Source organism: Paramesorhizobium endophyticum (assembly GCF_014640615.1).
In the GTDB taxonomy this organism is placed as follows: Bacteria; Pseudomonadota; Alphaproteobacteria; order Rhizobiales; family Rhizobiaceae; genus Paramesorhizobium; species Paramesorhizobium endophyticum.
Genome location: NZ_BMHH01000006.1, coordinates 105,142 through 127,766, shown reverse-complemented (window position 1 = coordinate 127,766; position 22,625 = coordinate 105,142). Strand labels below are relative to the sequence as shown.

Below are 22,625 nucleotides of genomic sequence, written 5' to 3'. Positions count from 1 at the left end.
AATATTTCAACAGCAAGAGGCCCCGCTGTGTCACCACAGCGGGGCCTCTCATTTCACTCGCTTATGTCAGCTGTCAGCGCTTGGCTTACCACTTGACCTTCAGGCCGAGATTGCCGTTGAGCTTGTAGCTGTCGGCGAAGTTCTCGAGGCTCGTGTCGACGGAGACCTCGCCATAGAGCGCATACTTGCCATCGGCCCAGCTATAGGTGCCGCCGGTGCCGATGCCGCCCCAGGTACGGTCGTTCTGGCTGGCGAAGCTCACGCCGGCCACGTCAACCACTGAGCCATCCATGAACTCATGATAGAGGTTGGCGATGGCGTAGACGCTGGTCTGCACCTTTTTGCCATCCGCGCCCATCCAGCCATTGCCATATTCGGCGGCAATGCCGAGACGGCCCTTCAGGCTCTCGTCGGCATCCTGCGACACGCCCACGCCGAACTGGTCGGTGAAGCTGTCGAAGTCGACAGACGACCAGGACAATTGCGCCTGCGGCGTGATCGTCCAGTTCTGATCGATCGCGATACGCTTGCCCGTCTCGACGCTGAGCGCATAACCGAAGCCGTCATTGTCCTCGACAAGCGCAGTGCCGAGCGTGTCGGAACCCAAATCGCTCTTGTACCAGGTCGCCTGTGCCACGCCGTCGACATAGAGGCCATTGTCGCCATACCACGTCAGCGTGCCGCCAACGCCGTAGCCGTCAATATCGACGCTGCCATTGCCTGATGCCGATTCGATATCAGCCTTGGCATTGCCGTAATGCACGGTCACGCCGCCGATCAGGCTGCCGGCCTCGGTCTCATAGAGCTTGCCGTCGACGCCAGCCTGCATTTTGTAGGTATCGACGTCGTACGTCGAAGACCCACTGGTCGTTTCCGGCTCGAAGCGGCCATGCGAACCCTCGATGCGGCCCCAGACAGTGGTGGCCGTTTCGGTTGCCGCGGCGGCTTCTGGTGCGTCTTCAGCCTTGCCCGGGCCATCGCCCTGCGCGATCACCGGATTGGCGGCACCGCCCCAGTAACGGTTGCCGACGCGCTGGCGAAGCGTACCCACGCCGTTGAGCTCCTGCGCGACACCGCCAAGCGACTCGTAGACCGGAACGCCAGGATTATAGAGCGGCTTGCCGTCTGCGGTCGATGCCGTGCGCAGATACCAGTCGCCATCAGTGGGGTCGGTGATGCTGCCCTGATAGAGCTGGTAGGCATATGCGCCGCCGACAACCGCCTGCTTGCCCTGGTAGGCAAAGTCGCCCTGCAGCCCGAACTGCCCCTCCGAAGCGCCGCCGACATCAACGATCTTGATGCCTTCCTTGGTCAGGCCGCCAAGACCGCCGCGATTGGTAACGGCAAGCGTGCCCGTGCCCGATGTGCTGCCATTGATGAGCAGGCGGTCGGTCGCGGAAGCGTCGTCGGTCAGCGCGGTATTGAGATAGATCGTGCCGCCATTGCCCACATAATCGTCATTGATGGTCAGCGTCGTACCAGCCGTCTCGCCGAAGCGCACGGCGCCGGCATTGGCAAGGCTCGCCAGCGTCTGGTCATAGCCGGCCAGATCAAGCGTGCCGTTGGCATCAACCGTGAAGGCCGAGCCGGTGCTAAACACATTGTCGGCGCCGGCCGCCAGCGTGCCGGCCTTGACATTGGTCGCGCCGGTATAGGTGTTGGCGCCGGTAATGACCGTCGTGCCGGAGCCGACCTGATCGACGCCGCCGCTGCCGGAGATGACGTTGCCGAAGGTCACAACATCCGAGCGGTTGAAAGCGAGCTTGGTCGAGCTATTCTCGAGGACCACATCGCCCGCAACACTGCCGGACGTGCCGCCATCGCCAAGCTGCAACGTGCCGCCACGAACCTTCGTCCCGCCGGCATAGGCGTTGGCGCCGGTAAGCGTCAGCGTGGCGATGCCGTCCTTGACGAGATACCCCTCGCCGGAAACCACACCCGTAAGCGTCAGGTCGGCGTCGGTCCTGATACCGCCATTGTCGGCGCTGATCTGGATATTGCGCGCCGATGAGAAGGCAGCGGTATTCTGCAGCCAGCCATTGTCGAGGATGACGCCACCCTTTGCATCGCCGAGGTTGGCATCGGACGAGACCGAAACGGTGCCGACTTTGATATTCGTGCCGCCCGCATAGGTGTTTTCCCCGGTGAGCGTCAGCGTGCCGTTGCCGGTCTTGGTGAGCGTGCCCGCGCCCGAAACAACGCCGGTCAGCGTCAGGTTGGCATCGGTGTCGAGCGTGCCGTTCCTGCCGGTGATGATAACCCCGCGCGCCGAGGAGAAGGCCGCAGTGTTCTCCAGCGTGCCGCCATTGAGCACGACGACGCCCGTTGCCGCACCGAGATTCTCGTCTCGCGATACCGAAACGGTGCCTTCCTGGATATCCGTGCCTCTGCCCGGAGTGCTTCCATAGGAGTTTGTGCCGGTGAGCGTCAGCTTGCCCGCGCCGGTCTTGTAAATCCCGCCGACGCCGGAGATCGTTCCCGTAAGCGTGAGGCCGGCATCGGTTTGGAAGCGGCCATTGTTGGCGTCCACACGAACATCGCGCGCCGACGTGAAGGCCGCCGTGTTCTGGAGCGTACCGCCGTTCAGGACAATACCGCCGCCGCCGAGATTTTCATCCCGCGAGACGCTGACCGTGCCCGCATTGATCCGTGTCTCGCCGGCATAGCTATTTGTGCCGGTGAGCGTCAGCGTGCCGGAACCTGTCTTGATAAGTGCGCCCGCGCCGACGATCTGCGAGGACGCCGTTACGTCGTAGGCTTGGGTATCGATCGTCCCGTTGTCGCCGCCGATGTAGAATTCATTGCCGGTGAAGCCGCTGATGAAATTCGTGCTATCCCCGGTGGCGCGCAAGATGCCGCCGTTGAGATTGAAGATACCCGCGCCTGCGCCCTTCTGCACCGATCCGGTTGCCAGCACGCCATTCGTCCAGAGAGTGACCGTGCCGCTACCGGCGCCGTCTCCAACCACGACGCTCCCGGCCTGGACCAGGCCGCTGTTCTCGACCGTAAGCGTGCCGGTACCTGCCACGCCGACGGAAAGCTTGCCGTCGACAGTCCATGACGAGCCGGCTCCGTCCACCGTCGCCTTACCTGCGCCTTCCGAACCGATATAGCCACCGACGGATGTCAACGTACCGCCGTTCTCGATGGCCAGTTCACCGGTTCCTCCGGCATGCCAGCCGACCGAAACCCATCCACCTGCATTCACGGAACCTTTATCGCTGATGGCGAGAGAACCTTTGCCATACTCGCCGACAGCCAAATTGCCTCCGACCGTCCAGTTCGAGCCTGCGCCGGTTACCGTTGCGGTGCCTTCCGATCCGGCAAGCTCGCCAAGAGTCGCGTACCCGTTGCTTTGCAACGTGCCGCCGGTATTGATGAGGAGTATGCCGTTCTTGTCCGACCCTATGACAGTCGAACCGTCCACTGTGACGACGCCCTGGTTCGAGACGGTCAGTTGCGCGAAATTGCCGTCGCCACTGGTGCCCTGCCCCAGGGACAGATTGCCGCCGACCGTCATCTGCGCGTTTTGATCGACCAGAATCCTGCCGTCGCCACCGTGGCCAACCAAAACGTCACCGTTGACATTCAGCCCGGCGCCGTTGCCCTGAACCTCAAGGGTGCCATCCCACTGGCCGGCTGTAAATTCGGTCGAACCAATGTTCAGGCTATTGACGGTTTTTATGCCGCTCCGGATGTAGGTGCTATTGCCGTTTGCCTCATTGAGCATCACGTCGTCGTTGCCAGTCGGAAGAACGCCTCCGACCCAGTAGCTGGCATTGTCCCAGCTTTTGGCCCCGGTCGGGGCTCCACCAGCCCAACTTACGTCGCCTGCCGCAGCCGGCTGCATCAATGCCAATGCAAGTGTCAGTCCCGATGTAGCGGCCAGCAGGCGGCCAACATTCCGCTGTCTAATCATGCGTCCTCACAAATTGCTTTCCCACCAAGCCGAGTTCCGGCCAGTTGACCTGCGCCGCTAGCAAGGGTCGATGATTCGGGCAATGCCGCGAAAATGCCCTCAAAACGCCGGACTCCGGGACGGAAGGAAGGGGAGCAAGTGGCCGATACAGCTTTTGATCGAAAATGACGGCAGACGGAAGAACGCTTGTAGATGAGGAAGGCGGCAATAGCTCATTTCCGCTCCCCTGGGTTGTATGTGGTAGAATACTTTAGTAGATTAACACTTGCTAAATATTGCACTGCCGCAATCCGGACTCAGAGTCTGCAGTGTCAAGCGAGCGGAGAAAATTATTTAGGATTCATTAACAGGTTCTTTTATTTGAACGCGGGATGGCTTCGCTCATGTGGCGAAAATGCCACAAATTTCGGGAAAACATTCCCATCAGCACATTCGCATTCGGGGTTCATCCCCAGGAATGCCGCTTTAGGCCCATATCGGCAAAGCGCGGACATCGGTTGTTTTCTCGGAACGCTCCAGCAAGGGCGCTGATTTCTTACTCCTGGAGACCCGGCTTTTGGATTTTTATTCCAACACACCACCCGCTTGCGAACAACGGAAACTAGGTTTTTCCTGTCATTCGCCATACTATCGGGAAAATGAACTCAGGGAGATGATCTCATGAACAAGCCCGCATCAGGGGAAACGCACGCGCCGGGCCGTGGCCGCGTGTATGGTTCCATCATCGAGACGATCGGCAATACGCCCCTCGTCCGCATCGACAAGTTTGCGAAGGAAAATGACGTCGAGGCCAATCTGCTCGCCAAGCTCGAGTTTTTCAACCCTCTGGCGAGCGTCAAGGACCGCATCGGCCTTGCCATGATCGAGGCGCTGGAGGAAGCCGACAAGGCCGTTCCCGGCAAGACGACGCTGATAGAGCCAACATCGGGCAATACCGGCATCGCGCTCGCCTTTGCCGCCGCCGCCAAGGGCTACCGCCTCATCCTGACCATGCCGGAGACCATGTCGGTCGAGCGGCGCAAGCTCCTGAAGCTGCTGGGCGCAGAGCTGGTGCTTACCGAAGGCGCCAAGGGCATGAAGGGCGCCATCGCCAAGGCTGAGGAACTGGTCGCCGAGAATCCAGACGCCATCATCCCGCAGCAGTTCGAGAACCCGGCCAACCCGGAAATCCACCGCCGCACCACGGCGGAGGAAATCTGGAACGATACCAATGGCGAAGCGGATATTCTGGTTTCCGGCATCGGCACCGGCGGCACCATCACCGGCGTCGGCCAGGTCATCAAGGCGCGCAAGCCGTCCTTCCGCGTTGTCGCGGTGGAGCCGAAGGATTCACCCGTCCTCTCCGGCGGCAATCCCGGCCCGCACAAGATCCAGGGCATCGGCGCTGGCTTTGCGCCGAAGATCCTGGATACGACGGTTTATGACGAGGTGGTTCAGGTTTCGAACGACGATGCCTTCGCCAATGCCCGCCTCATCGCCCGCCTGGAGGGCATTCCGGTCGGCATTTCCTCCGGCGCGGCGCTGACGGCTGCGGTGGAGATTGGCAAGCGGCCGGAAAACAAGGGCAAGAACATCGTCATCATCATCCCCTCCTTCGCCGAGCGCTATCTCTCGACGGCGCTGTTCGAGGGGCTGGAGAGCTGATCGGCCCTTTAAACACAAGGCCGGGTTAATGCCCGGCCTTTTTCATTCGTGAGGGAAATCAGTGGCGGGTGCGCGCGGCACAGGCCGGTCCCGGACCACGCATATAGTGGCGCTCGGGCCGGTAGGACGGCGCCAGGAATTCACGAATAACGGTTGCGCTATGACGCAATTGAATGAGGATGCTCATCGCCCTGTCCTGTAACCTGTTGATTTGAATTGGCATTTTTCGCAGGAACGCGCTCCCGCGATTGCCATTAAAGACAAATTTAACGGTTAAAGGTGAACACCAAGTGAATGCGCAAGGTTAACAGAAAGTAAGCAAACTATATCGCTTGATAACCGCAGGCACCTTACCGCGTCGGCACCGGATGCTCGCCGCGATAGTCGTAGAAGCCGCGGCCCGACTTGCGTCCCAGCCAGCCAGCCTCGACATATTTGACCAGCAGCGGACATGGCCGGTATTTGGAATCCGCCAGCCCCTCATAAAGCACCTGCATGATCGACAGGCAGGTATCGAGCCCGATGAAATCGGCAAGCTGCAAGGGTCCCATCGGGTGGTTGGCGCCCATACGCATGGCCGTATCGATGGCATCGACCGTGCCGACGCCCTCATAAAGCGTATAGATCGCCTCGTTGATCATCGGCAGGAGAATACGGTTGACGATGAAGGCCGGGAAATCCTCCGCCACCGTCACGGTCTTGTCGAGGCTTTCCACAAAGGCGCGGGCGGTGTTGAAGGTCGCATCCTCGGTGGCGATGCCGCGCACCAGTTCCACCAGCTTCATCACAGGCACCGGGTTCATGAAGTGGATGCCGATGAAACGCTCCGGCCGGTCCGTGGTCGAGGCGAGGCGGGTTATGGAAATGGAGGAGGTGTTGGTGGCGATGAGCGCCTGCGGATTGAGGATCGGGCAAAGCTGCTGATAGATCTTGCGCTTGACGGTCTCGTCCTCCGTCGCCGCCTCGATCACCAGATCAGCATCGGCGAGGCTGTCCATCCTGTCTGCCATGCGGATACGCGCCATTGCCTCGCGATGAGCCGTTTCATCGAGCTTGCCGGAAGCCACCTGCCGCGACATGTTGCCGTTGATCGTGGCGATGCCGTTCTCCATCCGCTCCAGGGAAGCGTCGTGCAGCGACACATCATAGCCGGCGATGGCGCAGACATGGGCGATGCCGCTGCCCATCTGCCCCGCTCCGATAACCCCGATCTTCCTGATTGTCGCGCCCATATTCCACCCTGATGTTTTCTTGTGCGGTAAATTGCAAAGTAAATGGCCGGAGTAGAGTTCGTCCACCCCGGCCATCATAATTCAATCGATCAATTATAAAAGCTCGCCATGCGGTCTTTCGAAAGCTCAAAGCGCCTTTTCGAGCTGCGGCAGGATTTCGAAGAGATCGCCGACAATGCCGTAATCGGCCACCTGGAAGATCGGCGCTTCCTCATCCTTGTTGATGGCGACGATGACCTTGGAGTCCTTCATGCCCGCCAGATGCTGGATAGCGCCGGAAATGCCGCAGGCGATGTAGAGATCGGGCGCGACCACCTTGCCCGTCTGGCCCACCTGCCAGTCATTGGGCGCATAGCCCGCATCGACCGCCGCGCGCGAAGCGCCGACCGCCGCGCCGAGCTTGTCGGCGACGGGCAGGATGACTTCCCTGAACTTCTCCGACGAGCCGAGCGCGCGACCGCCCGAGATGATGATCTTGGCCGAGGTCAGTTCCGGACGGTCGCCGCCGGAGAGCTTCGCCTCGACGAATTTCGACAGGGCGGGATCGCCGGCGGCATTGACCGTCTCGACCGGGGCCGCGCCGCCCGCACCCGCCGCCTGGAACGAGGCGGTGCGCACGGTGATAACCTTCTTGGCATCGCTCGTCTGCACCGTCTGGATGGCGTTCCCGGCATAGATCGGGCGCTTGAATGTGTCAGGCGAAACCACTTCGATGACGTCGGAAACCTGCATCACGTCGAGCAGCGCCGCGACGCGTGGCAGGATGTTCTTGCCCGAAGTGGTCGCTGGGGCGATGATCGTGTCGTAATCGCCCGCGAGCGAGACGACGAGCGCCGCGGCCGGCTCCGCCAGCTGGTTTTCGAGTTCCACGCTGTCGGCGAGCAGCACCTTGCGCACGCCCTTGAGCGCCGCAGCCGCGTCGGCAGCAGGCTTCGCGCCCTTGCCAGCGATGAGGATGTCGATATCCCCGCCGATCTGCGAAGCCGCCGTCAGCGCCTTGGCGGTCTGGTCGGAAAGGGTTGCGTTGTCGTGTTCGGCAACAAGAAGAATGGCCATGTGAAAATCCCCTTCCCTGAATTAGAGTACGCCGGCTTCGTTCTTGAGCTTGTCGACCAGTTCGGCGACGGAAGCCACTTTCACGCCCGCCTTGCGCCCACCCGGCTCTTCGGTCTTGAGCACTTTGAGGCGCGGCGCGGTATCGACGCCGTAATCGGTCGCCGTCTTTTCATCGAGCGGCTTCTTCTTCGCCTTCATGATATTGGGCAGCGAAGCATAGCGCGGCTGGTTGAGACGCAGATCGGTGGTGACGATGGCCGGCAGCTTGATCTCGACCGTCTGCAGGCCGCCATCGACTTCACGGGTCACCTTGGCCGCGCCATCGGCAAGCTCGACCTTCGAGGCGAAAGTGCCCTGGCTCCAGCCAAGCAGCGCCGAAAGCATCTGGCCCGTCTGGTTGGAATCGTCGTCGATCGCCTGTTTGCCGAGGAAAACGAGCTGCGGCTGTTCCGCCTCGACCACGCCCTTCAGGATCTTCGCCACTGCCAGCGGCTCGACGGCGTCATCGACCTTGACGAGGATGGCGCGGTCCGCGCCCATGGCGAGCGCCGTGCGCAGCGTCTCCTGCGACTGGGCGGCCCCGATGGACACCGCGACGATCTCCTCGACCTTGCCGGCCTCCTTCAGGCGGATCGCCTCTTCGACGGCGATCTCGTCGAACGGGTTCATCGACATCTTCACATTGGCGAGCTCGACACCCGAACCGTCGCCCTTCACCCTGATCTTGACGTTGTAATCGACGACACGCTTAACAGCGACGAGCACTTTCATGCGCTGACCCTTTCGAATGGACATGGACGGATATACCGCCCGGGAACCGTCACCCACTTGCCGGAAACCGGCATGAAGCCGACAAAAATGGAAGAACCGGGGCGAGACCGTAATTGTGATTGACGTTTACGTCAATCGAGCACGACCCCGAAAAGTTGCAGACTTTCTGGATGAGATCATGCGCGAAATCATTCACCTGTTCTTGCCCGGCACCCAAAGCACATCCAGCGCGCCATTGGCATTGGCGGCACGCGCGGCGACGAACAGGAAATCCGAGACGCGATTGATATAGTGCAGCGCCGCTTCGGTCACCCGCTCGCCCGGCGTCTGGGAAAGCGCGACCATGATCCGCTCTGACCGCCGCGCCACCGTGCGCGCCAGATGCAGGGCGGCTGATGCGGGGGTACCTCCCGGCAGAACGAAGGAGCGCAGAGGACTGAGCGCCGCATTGAGTTCGTCGATTTCCGCCTCGACCCGTGTTACCTGCGCCTCGACGATGCGCAGTGGCTCATATTTGAGCGGCTCGCCGGTATCCGGCGTCGAAAGATCGGCGCCAAGGTCGAAAAGATCGTTCTGGATGCGGGCGAGCATGGCATCGAGCGCGGGGAGGCTTTCGCCCGTATGCAGCCGCGCCAGCCCGATGCAGGCATTCGCCTCGTCCACCGTGCCATAGGCCTCGACGCGCAGATCGCTTTTCAGCCGCCGCTCGCCATTGCCGAGCCCGGTCGTGCCGTCATCGCCGGTGCGCGTGTAAATCTTGTTGAGCCGGACCATGCAATCCTCCGATCATGAAGCGTGACGGGCAAAGTAGACGGCAGCCACGATCAGCGCCACTGCGATGAACTGCAACAGCACACGCAATTGCATCATCTTGTTGGAGAAATTACCATCGCCGCCGCGCACCATGTTGCGCAAGCCGATGAAGAGCACACAGGCGACGGCAAGAATCATCACCATCGCGGCTATCTTGAAAAAAACGTCCATATCGCAGTCCCTTCCCTGCATTCCCACAATATCAGCCCGAAACTCAAATCGGTTTTGGAAAGCCGCCCGCACGTAAATTCAAAGGCTTCCTATATCGCACCGCCCGTTGCAATCTGTCACCTGCCGCTTTCCTCTTGCCGTCATTCTCGGGCTTGTCCCGAGAATCTATCGAGGTTTGGTCTGTCAGGACGGTAATTGCTTTTCTTATCCTTGTCGCAGATTCTCGGGACAAGCCCGAGAATGACGGCAGGATGAGGAAGGCACTATACCGTCACAACAGTCGCCATCCGAAAGGAAATATCTACCGATGCATTTGACCCGAACGTTCCTTTGGCAGGTTTTACGCGATGCGTTCGGCCATTTCTATTCCGATGACGGTTGGGCCTTCGCCAGCCACATCACCCTTTCGGGGTTGATGGCGCTGTTCCCCTTCCTGATCTTCGCCACCTCGCTTGCAAGCTTCCTGGGGGCTAACGCGTTTGCCGACACGGCGGTTCATGTGATTTTCGATACATGGCCTTCGACCATCGCCCGGCCCATCGCGGATGAGGTGCGAAACGTGCTGAGCGTGCGGCGCGGCGGTCTTTTGACGGTCAGCGTGCTCGCCGCGGCCTATTTTGCCTCCAATGGCATCGAGGCGCTGCGAATCGCCTTGAACCGCGCCTATCGCGTCACCGATACCCGCTCCGTCATCTTCTGCCGCCTGCAGAGCCTCGGCTTCGTCATCGTCGCCACATTGGTTCTGACGGCGATCAGCATCCTGCTCGTTCTCGCCCCGCTCGGCGTCCGCATCGCGGAACATTGGTTCCCGGCAATCGCGCCCTATACGGGAAGCCTCACCATCTGGCGCTACGCCATCGCTATCGCCGTTCTGATACTAGGCCTTCTCGTCGTCCATCTCTGGCTGCCAGCGGGGAGACGCGGGTTTCTGGATATTCTGCCGGGCATCGGCGTGACCCTGCTCGCCTGGCTGGTCGGCTCGATCGTCTTCGCCAAATATCTGGAGACCTTCGCCAATTACGTCTCGACCTATGCGGGCCTCGCCTCGATCATGGTGGCGATCGTCTTTCTCTACATCGTCGCGGCGATCTTCATTCTCGGCGCTGAAATCAACGCCGCCATCCTCCACTATCGCGGCGCGAGACGGAGTGACTGAAGGCTAAGGCCCCGGACCGTTGCCAGCGCCACGCCGAAGGTGGTGATAGCCATGCCGGCAAGCTGGATGAGATTCAGCGTCTCGCCGAAAAGGAAATAGGCCATCAACGCCGTGGTTCCGGGCACAAGGTAGAAGAGCGAGGCGACCTTCGACACCGCGCCTTCGCGGATCAGCACCATCAACAGCAGCACCGCGCCGATGGAAAGCACGATCACGAGCCACGCCATGGCGAAGAGGAGCCAGGGCGACCAGATCACCTGATGGCTCTCGAAGGCGAGCGAGCAAATGCCGGTGAGGATGGCGGCGGCGAGATATTGCACGGTGGTCCCGGTCTTCACATCCACCTGCCCGACGAAGCGCTTCTGCCACACGGTGCCGATGCTGATGGCGAGCACGGCGAGGAACATTACCCCGACGGTCACGGCATTGATCCCGCCGGAATGGAACGAGAATTTCGGGCTGAGCACCATGACGACGCCGACGAAGCCGATGGCGAGCCCGGCCCAATGCCGCGCCTCGATCTTCTCCTTTAGCGTCACGCCAGCGATGAGCGTGGTGATCAGCGGCTGCAGACCGACCACCAGCGCCGACATGCCGGCGGGCAGGCCCTGATGCACCGCCCAGAAGAGACCGGAGAGATAGGTGCCATGGATGAGGCATCCCGCAATCGCCGCATGGAGTGCGCCGCGCCGGTTCGGCCACGGACTTCCGCTTGCGAACGCCCATACACCCAGGATCGCCGCCGCCAGAAAGAACCGCACCGTCATGAAGCCGAACGGTTCGGAATAGGGCATGGCATAGCCCGCACCGATGAAGCCGGTGGCCCAGAGGACAACGAAAAGCGCGGGAAAATATTTGACGGGCATGGGCGTGGCTTTCGATGATTCGCAAATGGCTTTATTCCGGCGCCACGCCATGCGCCAATTCATTATTTTGATCGCAGCATTCAGCTAAACTCTCCGAACGTCACCCTGGAGCATTTCACTTTTTGATGGAAACGGTCGCATATTCTGCCTCGTTGAGACAGCACAGCTGTTGAGGGGATGGATTACTGTGACAAGCACAGGAATGACGGCTGCTTTGCTATTGGCGGCCATTCTTCGACTCCTCCGCCTGGGCAAAAACGGTCCTCGATAGCGCAGAAAATCTCCCCCCGTCCATTCCTGTGCTTGTCACAGGAAATCCAGGCCTCTCCCGCGCAGCTACAGCAACGGTGCCAAATGAAATCACCTGAATTCCGGTTTGGGACCGTTGTTGTCGTGGAGACGTAGAGGAATGGATCCCAGTGACACTGGGATGACGGGTTGCCTTGCTGTTGGTAAGCAAACCTCGAGCCTCTCCGCTCGGCACAAGCATATCCGGTAGTGAAGAAACATCTCCGCCCCGTCATCCCAGTGCTTGTCACTGGGATCCATTCCTCTACGGTGGCGTTGGCGCAACGACAAAAGAACGAGCCGGCTGTTTCCATCTAAGGTGAAATGCTCGCGGGGCTTGTCCCAGAGATGACGTGGGTTGCCAGCGTCCCTCAGCCCTGCCATTGGTCGTGCTATGAACGCTCAACCCATCACCATCTATGTCGACGCCGATGCCTGTCCCGTGAAGGCGGAGATTTACCGGGTCGCGGAGCGCCATGGCGTCAAGGTTTATGTCGTCGCCAATTCCTTCATCGCGGTTCCGCGCGACCCGCTGATCGAGCGCGTGATCGTGCCAAGCGGTCTCGACGTCGCCGACGATTGGATTGCCGAGCGAGCCGGGCCGGGCGCCATCGTCATCACCGCCGACATTCCGCTCGCAAGCCGGGCGATCATTGCGGGGGCGGCGGCAATCGCGCCCAATGGCCGCGCCTTTACCGAAGCCTCCATCGGCAACGTGCTGGCCACCCGCAATCTGATGGAAGGTTTGCGCTCCGCCGGACAGATCACCGGCGGCCCGCCGCCCTTCGCGGCCCGCGACCGTTCGGCCTTCCTCTCGGCGCTCGATCTCGCCATCGTCCGGCTGAAGCGCGCTGGCTTTACCGCCTGAGCTTACTGCTTCATCGCCCGCGCCGCATCGATGAGCCTCGATGCGTCTTCCCCAGCCCAGTCCGCCGGCCCGTTCATGGCGGCGATCTGGCAGCCGTCCTTATCGACAAGCATCGTCACGGGCAGGCCGAAGGCGAGGTTCTTCCTTTTCAGCTCGTTGAAGATGCCCATCGTCGGGTCGCGGTAAAGCTTCAGCGCATGCACGCCGGTTTCCGTCAAAAATTTCTTGGGCTTGGCATCGTCGCCCGTATCGATGTTGATGGCGACGACCTCAAAATCATCGCCGCCCTTCTCCGCCTGCAATTTGTCGAGCGCTGGCATTTCCTCCCGGCAGGGCGCGCACCAGGTGGCCCAGAGATTAACGAGCAATGTCCTGCCCTTGAAATCGGCAAGGGTCATCTTCGCCCCGTCCGGGTCCGTGAAGCTCAGATTACCAACAGGCTGCGGCGTTTCGGCGGCCCGCATCGCCGCCACCGAGCCCGTCGCCGCGCTGTCCAGAACCTTTGCCGCCTCCGCCTTCAGCGCGCATTGCCCGCCATCGACCGCCGCTGCCACATTGCCAGAGGGCCGCTCCATCACGTATACCCCCACGGCGCCGGCAATAAGCCCCGCTAAGCCTGAGAGCAGAAGAAGCCTTCCAATCTTGCGTTTACCGGCATTATTTCCGTTGCGCGCCGCCATGTTCCTGATCTTCCCGTGTTTCCATTTCCGAGGCATTCGACCATGACCGAACAAAAGTCCAGCAATGAAATGTGGGGCGGGCGTTTCGCATCCGGTCCCGACGCGATCATGGAAGAGATCAACGCCTCCATCGGCTTTGACCAAAAGCTTTACGCACAGGATATTCGCGGCTCGCTCGCCCATGCCGCCATGCTGGCCAAGACCGGCATTATTACGGCGGAAGATTGCGACAAAATCACCGAGGGCCTCAAGACCATACTGGCCGAAATCGAGAGCGGAAAGTTCGTCTTCTCCCGCAAGCTCGAAGACATCCACATGAATGTCGAGGCGCGACTGGCGGAACTCATTGGCCCCGCCGCCGGGCGGCTCCACACCGCCCGTTCGCGCAATGACCAGGTGGCGCTGGATTTCCGCCTTTGGGTCAAGGACGAGCTTAACAAGACCGCGACGGCGCTGAAAAAGCTCATCGAAGCCTTCCTCGAGCGCGCCGAGGAACACGCCGCAACCGTGATGCCCGGCTTCACCCACCTTCAGACGGCGCAGCCCGTCACCTTCGGCCATCACGCGATGGCCTATGTCGAAATGTTCGGGCGCGACCTCTCCCGCGTACGCGACGCCATCGAACGCGTGGACGAATCGCCCCTGGGCGCAGCGGCGCTCGCCGGCACCGGCTTCCCCATCGACCGCCAGATGACGGCTAAGGAACTCGGCTTCCGGGAGCCGACGCGCAACTCTCTCGACAGCGTTTCCGACCGCGATTACGCGCTGGAATTCCTCTCCCTCGCCGCCATCTGCGCCACGCATCTTTCGCGCCTTGCCGAGGAGATCGTGATCTGGTCGACGCCGCAATTCAATTTCATCCGCCTTTCCGATGCCTTCTCCACCGGCTCGTCGATCATGCCGCAGAAGAAGAACCCGGATGCGGCGGAGCTCGTCCGCGCCAAGACGGGCCGCATCACCGGCTCGCTTGTCGGGCTCTTGACCGTTATGAAGGGTCTGCCGCTGTCCTATTCCAAGGATATGCAGGAAGATAAGGAAGCCGTATTCGACGCCGCCGAGACGCTGGAACTGGCGCTTGCCGCCATGACCGGCATGGTCCGCGACCTCTCGGTAAACAGCGCCGCCATGAAGAAAGCCGCCGGCTCCGGCTATTCCACCGCCACCGACCTTGCCGATTGGCTGGTGCGCGAACTGGGCATTCCCTTCCGCGAGGCGCACCATGCCACCGGCCGCGCCGTGGCGCTGGCGGAAAGCAAAAAATGCGATCTCGCCAAGCTCTCGCTGGAAGACCTTCAATCGATCCATCCCGGCATCACCGAAGCGGTTTTCGGCTTCCTCACCGTGGACAAATCCGTGCGCAGCCGCAAATCCTATGGCGGCACCGCGCCCGAGGAGGTCCGCCGCCAGATCCGCTACTGGAAAAAGCGGATCGTCAAGGCGTGAGAACGGCCAAAAGCGGGGTGCAATAAGCCCGCTTTTCGGCTACATAAAGATAAATCAACGGGTTCAGGACCGACCGCATGATCAGCCGTTTCTCCATTTCGACCCTCATCATCGCCATTGGCGTGGCAAGTGTGCTTTCCGCCTGCGGCCGGCGCGGCCCTCTCGAGCCGCCGCCCACAGCCGTCGTTACCGATGAGAACGGCCATACGAAGCCGAAACCGAAAGAGGACAAGCCGTTCATCCTCGATAAGCTCATTCAGTAGGTATTGCAGCCGAATGGCTCTCTCGGCGTCGCATTGGATGCGGCTAGACAAGGCGTTTCTCCCTTGAACCACTTCGAATACCAGGACGGCGTTCTCCACGCCGAGAATGTCAGCGTTGCCGAAATCGCGCGCGCGGTCGGCACGCCGTTCTATTGCTATTCCACCGCCACGCTGACGCGCCATTTCCGCGTCTTTACCCAGGCTTTCGCCGATATGGATGCGCTGGTTTGTTATGCGCTGAAAGCCAATTCCAACCAGGCCGTGCTGAAAACGCTGGCAAAGCTCGGTTCGGGCGCGGATGTGGTTTCGGAAGGTGAATTGCGCCGCGCGCTCGCCGCGGGCATCCCGGCGGACAAGATCGTCTTCTCCGGCGTCGGCAAGAAAGCGAGCGAAATGGATTTTGCCCTCGCCGCCGGCATTCATTGCTTCAACGTCGAGTCCGAGCCGGAACTGGAAATGCTTTCCGCCCGCGCCGTGGCTATGGGCAAGACCGCGCCGGTTTCGCTGCGCATCAATCCGGATGTGGATGCGCGCACCCACGCCAAGATTTCCACCGGCAAGGCGGAAAACAAGTTCGGCATTCCCTACGCCCGGGCGCGTGAGGTTTATGCCCGCGCCGCGAGCCTGCCGGGCATCCGCGTCACCGGCATCGACATGCATATCGGTAGCCAGATCAGCGAATTGCAGCCCTTTGACGATGCTTTCGCACTGCTGGCCGATCTGGTCGCCCAGTTGAAGGCGGACGGCCACGCTATCGAGCATGTCGATCTGGGTGGCGGTCTGGGGATTCCCTATCGCATCGACAACAATCCACCTCCCCTGCCGGACGCCTATGCCGCCATTGTCGCCAAGCATATCCGCCCGCTGGGGCTGAAAACCATCTTCGAGCCGGGACGCCTGATCGTCGGCAATGCCGGCATTCTTGTCACCGAGGTCATCTTCGTGAAGGAGGGCAATGCGCGGAATTTCATCATCGTCGATGCCGCGATGAACGATTTGATCCGCCCGACGCTCTACGACGCTTTCCACGATATCCGTCCGGTGCTCGCGCCGAAGGACGGCCAGCGCCGCATCCGCGCAGATATCGTCGGTCCGGTCTGCGAAACCGGCGATTATCTCGGCCAGGACCGCGATCTCCCCTACCCCGCGCCCGGTGATCTCCTCGCCATAATGACCGCCGGGGCCTACGGCGCGGTGCAGGCCGGTACCTACAACACGCGCCTCCTCGTGCCCGAAGTGCTTGTCGATGGCGACCGTTATCATGTGGTGCGGCCGCGCGACAGCTATGAGGCGCTGATCGGCCTCGATTCGGTGCCGGATTGGCTCTGATCCCTACGCCCTTCGAAACTCCCCTTTCGACAGGCTCAGGGGAGCACCTCAGGATGAGGGTGGAGGATGTAGTGCCTCAGCAATTCCCCTCTCCGCAGCGAAGCACGAGCGCTTGGCGCTTATTTTCACACAAAGTCTCGTCTTTGCCACGATAAGCATCTATTCTTGGGGCTTACTTTGGAGAGGCGCGCATGGCAGATCGGCTCGATGACAGCCCGGTGATGAAGAAAACCACGGTGGCAAACCTTGCCGCCGCGCGCCGTTTTGCCTTTGCCACAATCACTTTCGAGCGCCTTTGGCCGCTCATCCTGCCGCTCATCACCCTCGCCGCGCTTTTCGTCGCCATTGCCTGGTTTGGCCTGTTCCAATGGTTTCCCGGCTGGCTGCATATGGTGCTGCTTGCTCTTTTCGCCTTGGCGGGAGCGGTCGCCCTCTACCTCCCCACGCGCCTGCGCCTGCCTTATCAAACGGAGGTGGACCGTCGGCTGGAAGCGGCCAATCTGCTGGAACATGGGCCGATTTCCATCCAGTCCGATGCGATTGCTTCGGGAACGGAGGACCCCTTCGCCCGCGCGCTCTGGGAGGAGCATCGCCGCCGCATGGCGGAAAAGCTCAAAAACCTGCAAGGCGGCACGCCGCGTCCGCGCGTTCCCGAATGGGACCCGCTAGGCGTCCGCGCCGCCGTCGCGCTTCTGTTCGTCACGGCCTTCGCCTATGCCAGCGGTCCGGATGGCGGCGCGCTTTCCGACGCCTTCCGCGTGCGGTTTGGCGCAAGCGGTCCTGCAGCGCGAATCGACGCCTGGGTGACGCCGCCCCGCTATACCGGCCGCGCGCCGATCTTCCTTACCGCGCAGGACGATAACGGTGAAGCCGGCTTCACCGTCCCGCAAGGCAGCATCCTCGCTATCCGCGTTACAGGCGGCAGCGGGCAGGAAAGCCTGACTGCGACCGGCCCGGATGGGAAACCCCAGGAGGTCGCCCCCGCAGCCAAGGATGATTCGGCTCCCGATGACAGCAGGAATTTCCAGCTTCCCTTGCAGGGGGAAACCGAAGTCAGCCTTTCCGGTGGCGCGAATACCGAGTGGACGTTCAATATCATCCCTGACCGCGCGCCGCTCATCCGCTTCACCAAGGAGCCGGACCATGCAATGAACGGCACGCTCGAGCTTTCCTATTCCATCGATGACGACTATGGCGCGACCAAGGGCCATGCGGAGATCGTCGAGGCTGAAAAGCCGTCCGCCAATGCGCGCCCGCTTTTCCCGGCGCCCGACGTGCCGCTCGTCCTGCCGCGCCGTGGCAGCAAGGACGCGACTACGTCCAAGGACATTACCGAGCATCCCTGGGCCGGGTCGCAGGTGCGCCTGACGCTGGTGGCGGAGGACGATGCCGGACATCTGGGACGCAGCGAAACGAAGGTTCTCACTCTGCCGGAGCGCCCCTTCGCCAATCCGCTCGCCCGCGCCATGGCCGAACAGCGCCGCATCCTCGCTCTCGACGCCAACAAGCGCGACCGTGTGCTCGACATGTTGAGCGCCGTCACGCTGCGCCCGGAAGATACCATCAAGAACACGACCCATTATCTGGCGCTGCGTAGCGTCCAGTCACGGCTGCGCCTTGCCCGTAATGACGATCAGTTGCGCGATGTCGTCGCCTATATGTGGCAGGTGGCGCGCGGCATCGAGGATGGACAGCTATCCGACGCGGAAAAGCGTCTGCGGCAGGCGCAGGAAGCGTTGAAACGGGCGATCGAGAACGGCGCAAGCCCTCAGGAAATCGAAAAACTGATGGCCGAACTGCGCCAAGCCATGCAGCAATTCCTTAGGGAATATGCCGAGCGCCAGCAGCAGAGTCCCTATTCCGGCGAGATGAACCCGAACGCACGGGTGCTGACGCAGAAAGACCTCGACCGGATGATGAACCAGATCGAGAATCTGGCGAAGCAGGGCTCGCGCGATTCCGCGCAGCAACTTCTGTCGCAGCTCGAAAACATGATGAACAATCTGCAAATGGGCAGGCAACCGCAGCGCGGGCAGGCCCAGCAGGATCCGATGCGACAGCAAATGAACAAGCTAGGCGAACTGATGCGCCGCCAGCAGCAGATGATGGACGAGACCTCCCGCCTGAACCGGCAGATGCAGGAGCAGGATAATGCCGAGGTTCCCGATGCCGGGAAATCTCAGGAGTTGGAGGAAGCCATGCGCAAATTGCAGCAGGGCCAGGCGCAGCTGCAATCCGAGCTCAATGAGATGATGAAGGGCCTGAAGGGCATGGGCCTCGAGCCGGGCAAGGAAATGGGCGAGGCGGGCGAATCGATGGGCCGCGCGGGTGAGGCGCTTGGCCGCGCGCAAGGCGAAACGGCCACCGACGAGCAGGCCAACGCGCTCGACGCCCTGCGTCGCGGCGCGCGCGACATGATGCAGCAGATGCAGCAAGCGATGGGCGAAGGCGGCCCCGGCGGTCAGCAATCGCCCGGTGGCCGCGATCCGCTTGGACGCCCGACCGGCCCCAGCCCGATCGACGACAGCAATGTTAAAATCCCCGAGGAAAGCGACATCCAGCGCGCGCGCCAGATTCTGGAAGAGATTCGCCGCCGCCTCGGCGATTCGCTGAGCCCGCAGATGGAGAAGGAATATCTGGAGCGGCTGCTGAAGTTCGATTGAGCTATTAGGTGCGCCTCCGCGAGGCGCCCACCTTCCCCCCTTGCGGGGAAGGTGCCCGCATAGCGGGCGGATGGGGCTGGCGACGTTTAAGCTGTGGTCTTCAGCAGAGACGCAAACGTCACCACCCCCACCCGACCCTTCGGCCACCTTCCCCGCAAGGGGGAGGGAAGGAGCGAACCCGCCCCGCAAGGGCATAGGAGTAAAACAAAGAAAATGCCTCTCAGCGGCAGGTTTATTCCTTCACCCATCCCACGAACGGCAATTGCCGGAAGGCGTGGGCGGCGTCCATGCCGTATCCCACCACGAAATGGTCAGGGCAATCGAACCCCGTGAAATCCGCCTCGATGGCGGTCTTGCGCCGCATCGACTTGTCCAGCAGCACCGCGATCGAGACGCTACGCGCGCCGCGCTTCAGCATCAGGTCGCGCACGAATTCCAGCGTCCGGCCCGATTCGAGAATGTCGTCGATCAAGAGCACGTCGCGCCCCGTCACATCGCTCTCGATATCGCGCAGCAGCCGAACCTCGCCGCCGGTCGTTCCCGTGCCGTAGCTCGACACGGTGATGAACTCCACATGCGGCTCGACGCCCTCGTCATGCATGGCGCGGATCAGGTCCGCCGCGAAGATGAAGGAGCCCTTCAGGATCGAGATCACCAGCAGGTCGGAAAAATTCCGCTCTGCAATCTGGCGCGCCAGTTCGCGGTTGCGCGCCGCGATTTCCTCGACGCTGAACAGGACTTCTATCGATTTGCCGCCAACCTCTGGCATCGGATGATCTCGCTTTTCCGTTTTTCGTCCCGTCTTTATGCGGACTGCCGCACGGAAAACAAGATGATCACTACAATCTGAGCCTTTCGTTATGGCATTTTAACCGTCCATTAACCATGGCATTCAATGGTCATTCCGGCTTATGAGCAGATGGGGAATTCAAATGAAGTCCGGGACAAGGCTAACGTGATTCGCTTCGAGAATGTCGGACTGCGCTATGGCATGGGGCCCGAAGTGCTGCGCGACGTCAGCTTTCATATCCCCGCGCGCTCCTTCCAGTTCCTGACCGGCCCTTCCGGCGCGGGCAAGACGTCTCTCCTGCGCCTGCTTTTCATGGCGCTGAAGCCGACGCGCGGCCTCATCAATGTCTTCGGCAAGGACATCGCCACGCTCGACCGCAGCGAATTGCCGCTGCTGCGCCGCCGCATCGGCGTGGTGTTTCAGGATTTCCGCCTGCTTGACCATATGACGACCTATGAGAATGTCGCCCTCCCTCTGCGCGTGCGCGGCAAGGAGGAGGCGACCTACCGCGCCGAGGTCCAGGAACTCCTGCATTGGGTCGGGCTTGGCGACCGCATGCATGTGCTGCCGCCGGTGCTCTCGGGCGGCGAGAAGCAGCGTGCAGCGATTGCCCGGGCGCTGATCGACCAGCCGGAAGTGTTGCTCGCCGACGAGCCGACCGGCAATGTCGACCCGCCGCTCGCCCGTCGCCTTCTCCGGCTTTTTGCCGAACTCAACCGTTCCGGCACTGCCGTCATCATCGCCACCCACGATCTGACACTGATGGATCAGGTCAATGCCCGTCGCATGATTCTCGATCAGGGGAGGCTCGATATCTATGCATGAAGTGCTCGAGCGCCTCGACCTCGCCCGTGAGGCTGTTTTCCGTCTGATCGGCCGACTGGGCGCAGGGCCGGCCCAGACGCCCATCGTGCCGCAGGGCAATGTCGCGGGCACCGCGCTCATCATCGTCATCGCCATCATGACCTTCCTCGCCTGCCTGACGCTGGGCGGCGTCAGCCTCGTGCGTGATTCGGCGGCAGCCTGGCAGAGCCAGATTTCCAAGGAAGCGACCATCCAGATCAAGCCGATTGAAGGCGAGGATATGGAGGCGCTGCTGGTGCAGGCGGCCAAAATTGCCGAGGGCTTCGCCGGCGTGACATCGGCCCGCATTGTCGACCGCGCCGCCACCGCCCGCCTGCTGGAGCCATGGCTAGGCACCGGTCTCAACATCGACGAATTGCCCGTCCCTCGGCTGGTCGTAGTCTCCATCGATGAAGAATCGCCGCCCGACTTCCCCACCTTGCGCGCCGAGTTGGTGCGTAGCGTGCCGGGCGCGAGCTTCGATGATCACCGCACCTGGGTGGACCGCCTCGTCGCCATGGCGCGAACCACGGTGCTGATCGGCATGAGCGTGCTCGCCCTCGTCATCGCCGCAACGGTGCTGACCGTCATCTTCGCCACGCGGGGCGCCATGGCCGGCAATGATCACATCATCGAAGTGCTGCATTTCATCGGGGCAGAGGGAAAATTTGTCGCCCGCGAGTTCGAGCGTCATTTCTTCCGCACCGCGCTCAAGGGCGCGCTCTGCGGCGGCGGCGTGGCGATATTGGTGTTTCTCGTCATTTCATGGTGGTCGTCGCGCAATCTGGCGACGCCGGAAGCGGACCAGGCAGCGGCGCTGTTCGGCAACTTCGCCATCGGGACCGGCGGCTATCTGGGCGTCGGCGTCATCATCCTGCTCGTGAGCTTCCTCACCATGATCACCACGCGCCTCACCGTTATCACGCAGTTGAAGGAAATGGACAACCGCGGCTCGGAAGCTGTTTGATGCCCTGAATCGCGCGTTTTTCCATGGATAAGGAGAAAATTTGCCCCGCATGGCCACACACCGCTGTTCCCGGACTCATTTGCCTTGTATGCTGTGGCAATGGAAACGCAATTCGCCTCGGTCGCTCCGGTGGAAGAAACCCACCGCGCGCATCAAGCTGAAGGCCGCGCCACCACAACGCGGGCTTCCGATGGCGAACGCCGCCTGCTGATCCGTCTCATGAACCGCCTTTTCACCCGCTTGCGCAAATTCTTCCAGCCCGTGACGATCCTGCTGTCGCTGATCGTGCTCGCCTTCGCGGTAGGATTCTTTGCCTTCAGCGAAATGGTCACCAATATGCGCGAGCCGGAGACGCTGGCGGCCGCGGAAGGCATTATCGTGCTTACCGGCGGGCAGGCGCGCATCGAAACGGCGGTCGATCTTCTGAAAAACGGCAAGGGCAAGCGGCTTCTGATCAGCGGCGTTCATCCGGCAACGAAGAAGGATGCGCTGAAGCGTGTTACCCATGCCGATGACAGCCTGTTCAATTGCTGCATCGATCTCGACCGTTCGGCGCTCGATACGGTAGGCAACGCGACCGAAAGCGCCAAATGGATCAAGGCCCATGACTATCGCCACGTCATCGTCGTCACCAGCAATTACCATATGCCGCGCAGCCTGGCCGAACTGACGCGCGCCATGCCCCACGTCGATTTCATCCCTTATCCGGTCATCAAGAACGATCTTAATGAGGATAGCTGGATAAAGCAGGGCGATGCGCTCCGCTTGCTCTTGATCGAATATGTGAAATATCTGCGCTCCATGGTCCGGGGGATATTCGTCGAACCCCACACCGCCGGTTGATCGCGCGCTTTACGGCTGAG

At 61.4% G+C, this 22,625-nt stretch carries 19 protein-coding genes; 10 read left to right on the top strand and 9 right to left on the bottom strand.

Annotated features, from left to right (window positions below; translation table 11 throughout):
* Nucleotides 1–85: 85 nt before the first annotated feature.
* Nucleotides 86–3,919, bottom strand: a complete 3,834-nt coding sequence (locus tag IEX53_RS09420) for an autotransporter outer membrane beta-barrel domain-containing protein (RefSeq protein WP_188823756.1) — start codon at nt 3,917–3,919, stop codon at nt 86–88.
* 660 nt (nt 3,920–4,579) lie between these two features.
* Here IEX53_RS09420 and cysK point away from each other — a divergent pair.
* Nucleotides 4,580–5,563: a cysteine synthase A gene (gene cysK / locus IEX53_RS09415; protein WP_188823754.1), complete on the top strand. Its 984-nt coding sequence runs from the start codon at nt 4,580–4,582 to the stop codon at nt 5,561–5,563.
* A gap of 350 nt (nt 5,564–5,913) precedes the next feature.
* Here the strand turns inward: cysK and IEX53_RS09410 are convergent, their stop codons facing one another.
* From IEX53_RS09410 to IEX53_RS09390, 5 genes are all read right to left on the bottom strand, one after another.
* Complete coding sequence (locus tag IEX53_RS09410; RefSeq protein ID WP_188823752.1) at nt 5,914–6,795, bottom strand: 3-hydroxybutyryl-CoA dehydrogenase; 882 nt, start codon at nt 6,793–6,795, stop codon at nt 5,914–5,916.
* A gap of 126 nt (nt 6,796–6,921) precedes the next feature.
* Complete coding sequence (locus IEX53_RS09405; protein ID WP_188823750.1) at nt 6,922–7,851, bottom strand: electron transfer flavoprotein subunit alpha/FixB family protein; 930 nt, start codon at nt 7,849–7,851, stop codon at nt 6,922–6,924.
* Between the two features lie 21 nt (nt 7,852–7,872).
* Nucleotides 7,873–8,622 carry an electron transfer flavoprotein subunit beta/FixA family protein gene (locus IEX53_RS09400; protein WP_188824005.1) on the bottom strand — a complete coding sequence of 250 codons (750 nt, stop codon included), beginning with the start codon at nt 8,620–8,622 and terminating at the stop codon, nt 7,873–7,875.
* A gap of 192 nt (nt 8,623–8,814) precedes the next feature.
* A complete protein-coding gene (locus IEX53_RS09395) occupies nt 8,815–9,396 on the bottom strand; it encodes a cob(I)yrinic acid a,c-diamide adenosyltransferase (RefSeq protein WP_188823748.1) in 582 nt (193 codons plus the stop codon).
* A 12-nt stretch (nt 9,397–9,408) separates the two neighbouring features.
* Nucleotides 9,409–9,606 (bottom strand): twin transmembrane helix small protein, encoded by a 198-nt coding sequence (locus IEX53_RS09390; protein WP_188823746.1) that lies wholly within the window; start codon nt 9,604–9,606, stop codon nt 9,409–9,411.
* Between the two features lie 307 nt (nt 9,607–9,913).
* On the opposite strand from IEX53_RS09390, the gene IEX53_RS09385 reads away from it, so the two are divergent.
* The gene (locus IEX53_RS09385; protein ID WP_188823744.1) at nt 9,914–10,762 is read left to right on the top strand and encodes a YihY/virulence factor BrkB family protein; all 849 of its coding nucleotides are present in this window, start codon (nt 9,914–9,916) and stop codon (nt 10,760–10,762) included.
* On the opposite strand, the gene IEX53_RS09380 is transcribed toward IEX53_RS09385, so the two are convergent.
* A complete protein-coding gene (locus tag IEX53_RS09380) occupies nt 10,735–11,628 on the bottom strand; it encodes a DMT family transporter (RefSeq protein WP_188823742.1) in 894 nt (297 codons plus the stop codon). The genes IEX53_RS09385 and IEX53_RS09380 overlap by 28 nt on opposite strands.
* 682 nt (nt 11,629–12,310) lie before the next feature.
* On the opposite strand from IEX53_RS09380, the gene IEX53_RS09375 reads away from it, so the two are divergent.
* Nucleotides 12,311–12,784, top strand: a complete 474-nt coding sequence (locus IEX53_RS09375) for a YaiI/YqxD family protein (protein WP_188823741.1) — start codon at nt 12,311–12,313, stop codon at nt 12,782–12,784.
* Between the two features lie 2 nt (nt 12,785–12,786).
* On the opposite strand, the gene tlpA is transcribed toward IEX53_RS09375, so the two are convergent.
* On the bottom strand, nt 12,787–13,500 hold the full coding sequence (tlpA, locus tag IEX53_RS09370; protein ID WP_373288615.1) for a thiol:disulfide interchange protein TlpA: 714 nt from the start codon (nt 13,498–13,500) through the stop codon (nt 12,787–12,789).
* 6 nt (nt 13,501–13,506) lie between these two features.
* On the opposite strand from tlpA, the gene argH reads away from it, so the two are divergent.
* The 4 genes from argH to IEX53_RS09350 all read left to right on the top strand — a co-directional run bounded on the left by argH (nt 13,507) and on the right by IEX53_RS09350 (nt 19,162).
* The gene (gene argH / locus IEX53_RS09365; RefSeq protein ID WP_188823737.1) at nt 13,507–14,907 is read left to right on the top strand and encodes an argininosuccinate lyase; all 1,401 of its coding nucleotides are present in this window, start codon (nt 13,507–13,509) and stop codon (nt 14,905–14,907) included.
* A gap of 77 nt (nt 14,908–14,984) precedes the next feature.
* Nucleotides 14,985–15,170: an LPS translocon maturation chaperone LptM gene (gene lptM, locus IEX53_RS09360; RefSeq protein ID WP_188823735.1), complete on the top strand. Its 186-nt coding sequence runs from the start codon at nt 14,985–14,987 to the stop codon at nt 15,168–15,170.
* A 63-nt stretch (nt 15,171–15,233) separates the two neighbouring features.
* Nucleotides 15,234–16,499: a diaminopimelate decarboxylase gene (lysA, locus tag IEX53_RS09355; RefSeq protein ID WP_188823733.1), complete on the top strand. Its 1,266-nt coding sequence runs from the start codon at nt 15,234–15,236 to the stop codon at nt 16,497–16,499.
* 191 nt (nt 16,500–16,690) lie between these two features.
* The gene (locus IEX53_RS09350) at nt 16,691–19,162 is read left to right on the top strand and encodes a TIGR02302 family protein (RefSeq protein ID WP_188823731.1); all 2,472 of its coding nucleotides are present in this window, start codon (nt 16,691–16,693) and stop codon (nt 19,160–19,162) included.
* 232 nt (nt 19,163–19,394) lie between these two features.
* On the opposite strand, the gene hpt is transcribed toward IEX53_RS09350, so the two are convergent.
* Complete coding sequence (gene hpt, locus IEX53_RS09345; protein ID WP_188823730.1) at nt 19,395–19,931, bottom strand: hypoxanthine phosphoribosyltransferase; 537 nt, start codon at nt 19,929–19,931, stop codon at nt 19,395–19,397.
* A 186-nt stretch (nt 19,932–20,117) separates the two neighbouring features.
* On the opposite strand from hpt, the gene ftsE reads away from it, so the two are divergent.
* From ftsE to IEX53_RS09330, 3 genes are all read left to right on the top strand, one after another.
* The gene (gene ftsE / locus IEX53_RS09340; RefSeq protein ID WP_188823728.1) at nt 20,118–20,777 is read left to right on the top strand and encodes a cell division ATP-binding protein FtsE; all 660 of its coding nucleotides are present in this window, start codon (nt 20,118–20,120) and stop codon (nt 20,775–20,777) included.
* On the top strand, nt 20,770–21,762 hold the full coding sequence (locus IEX53_RS09335) for a cell division protein FtsX (RefSeq protein WP_188823726.1): 993 nt from the start codon (nt 20,770–20,772) through the stop codon (nt 21,760–21,762). The genes ftsE and IEX53_RS09335 overlap by 8 nt, the downstream gene beginning before the upstream one ends.
* A gap of 99 nt (nt 21,763–21,861) precedes the next feature.
* Nucleotides 21,862–22,605 (top strand): YdcF family protein, encoded by a 744-nt coding sequence (locus IEX53_RS09330; RefSeq protein ID WP_236016115.1) that lies wholly within the window; start codon nt 21,862–21,864, stop codon nt 22,603–22,605.
* Nucleotides 22,606–22,625: the final 20 nt, after the last annotated feature.

Bases quoted from the DNA above. Each gene is read 5' to 3' on its own strand.
- IEX53_RS09420 (WP_188823756.1), bottom strand. From the start codon at position 3,919: ATGATTAGACAGCGGAATGTTGGCCGCCTGCTGGCCGCTACATCGGGA.
- cysK (WP_188823754.1), top strand. From the start codon at position 4,580: ATGAACAAGCCCGCATCAGGGGAAACGCACGCGCCGGGCCGTGGCCGC.
- IEX53_RS09410 (WP_188823752.1), bottom strand. From the start codon at position 6,795: ATGGGCGCGACAATCAGGAAGATCGGGGTTATCGGAGCGGGGCAGATG.
- IEX53_RS09405 (WP_188823750.1), bottom strand. From the start codon at position 7,851: ATGGCCATTCTTCTTGTTGCCGAACACGACAACGCAACCCTTTCCGAC.
- IEX53_RS09400 (WP_188824005.1), bottom strand. From the start codon at position 8,622: ATGAAAGTGCTCGTCGCTGTTAAGCGTGTCGTCGATTACAACGTCAAG.
- IEX53_RS09395 (WP_188823748.1), bottom strand. From the start codon at position 9,396: ATGGTCCGGCTCAACAAGATTTACACGCGCACCGGCGATGACGGCACG.
- IEX53_RS09390 (WP_188823746.1), bottom strand. From the start codon at position 9,606: ATGGACGTTTTTTTCAAGATAGCCGCGATGGTGATGATTCTTGCCGTC.
- IEX53_RS09385 (WP_188823744.1), top strand. From the start codon at position 9,914: ATGCATTTGACCCGAACGTTCCTTTGGCAGGTTTTACGCGATGCGTTC.
- IEX53_RS09380 (WP_188823742.1), bottom strand. From the start codon at position 11,628: ATGCCCGTCAAATATTTTCCCGCGCTTTTCGTTGTCCTCTGGGCCACC.
- IEX53_RS09375 (WP_188823741.1), top strand. From the start codon at position 12,311: ATGAACGCTCAACCCATCACCATCTATGTCGACGCCGATGCCTGTCCC.
- tlpA (WP_373288615.1), bottom strand. From the start codon at position 13,500: ATGCCTCGGAAATGGAAACACGGGAAGATCAGGAACATGGCGGCGCGC.
- argH (WP_188823737.1), top strand. From the start codon at position 13,507: ATGACCGAACAAAAGTCCAGCAATGAAATGTGGGGCGGGCGTTTCGCA.
- lptM (WP_188823735.1), top strand. From the start codon at position 14,985: ATGATCAGCCGTTTCTCCATTTCGACCCTCATCATCGCCATTGGCGTG.
- IEX53_RS09350 (WP_188823731.1), top strand. From the start codon at position 16,691: ATGGCAGATCGGCTCGATGACAGCCCGGTGATGAAGAAAACCACGGTG.
- hpt (WP_188823730.1), bottom strand. From the start codon at position 19,931: ATGCCAGAGGTTGGCGGCAAATCGATAGAAGTCCTGTTCAGCGTCGAG.
- IEX53_RS09335 (WP_188823726.1), top strand. From the start codon at position 20,770: ATGCATGAAGTGCTCGAGCGCCTCGACCTCGCCCGTGAGGCTGTTTTC.
- IEX53_RS09330 (WP_236016115.1), top strand. From the start codon at position 21,862: ATGGAAACGCAATTCGCCTCGGTCGCTCCGGTGGAAGAAACCCACCGC.